Below are 889 nucleotides of genomic sequence, written 5' to 3' on the forward strand. Positions count from 1 at the left end.
TGCGTGTTCCACGGGATGATGGGCGCCCATTCCAGCTGATCATGGGCAGCGATTCCACGCGATGATGGGCAGCCGTTCCACGCGATCGTGGGCGGATTGGGCGACAGTCTGAAGCTACGGTGAGCCTCGTTTTGAGCGAGGGAGCCGAGATGCCAACGGGACGACTGTCAATGCGCCGGATACGAGATGTGCTACGGTTGAAGTATGCGCAGGGGATGAGCGAGAGGGCGATCGCAGCCTCGCTTGGTCTTGGAAAGGGAACTGTCGGGGCGTATCTCGGGCGGGCGCGGACAGCGGGTCTGACCTGGCCGCTTCCCGGCGCTCTGTCCGATGACGACCTCGAGTTGCTGTTATTCCCGGCCGCGCCGTCGGTGCCGGACGGGGAGCGCCCTGTGCCCGATTGGTCCCTCGTGGATCGGGAGCTGCGGCGCCCGGCGGTCACGCGCGCCCTGCTCTGGGAAGAATATCGCGCGGCCCATCCCCTTGGCTTCGGCTACGCGTGGTTTTGCGAGCATTACGAGGCCTGGAAGGGCCGGGTCCGGCCGACGATGCGACAGACGCATGTCGGCGGCGAGAAGGTCTTCGTCGACTTCGCGGGCGACACGGTTGACGTGATCGATCCTGCGACCGGGGAAGTCCGGGCGATGAAGCTGTTCGTGGCGGCGATGGGGGCTTCGAACTACACCTACGCAGAGGCCGTGGCGTCCGAGAGCCTCGAGGACTGGATTGGCGCGCATGTCCGAATGTTCGCCTTTCTGCGCGGCGTGCCGAAGGTCGTGGTGCCGGACAACCTGAAGTCGGCGGTGTTCAAGGCGGATCGTTTCGATCCGGGCCTGAACCGGACCTATGCCGAGATGGCCTGCCATTACGGCACGGCGATACTGCCGGC

Annotated in this window: 1 protein-coding gene; it reads left to right on the forward strand. The window is 65.4% G+C overall.

The window, feature by feature from the left end; all coding sequences use genetic code 11:
• Positions 1-149: 149 nt before the first annotated feature.
• Positions 150-889 (forward strand): IS21 family transposase (istA, locus tag ACFSGJ_RS17135; RefSeq protein ID WP_390264664.1); only part of this gene is annotated, 740 nt, incomplete at its 3' end.

Source organism: Halodurantibacterium flavum (assembly GCF_042681825.1).
In the GTDB taxonomy this organism is placed as follows: domain Bacteria; phylum Pseudomonadota; class Alphaproteobacteria; order Rhodobacterales; family Rhodobacteraceae; genus Halodurantibacterium; species Halodurantibacterium flavum.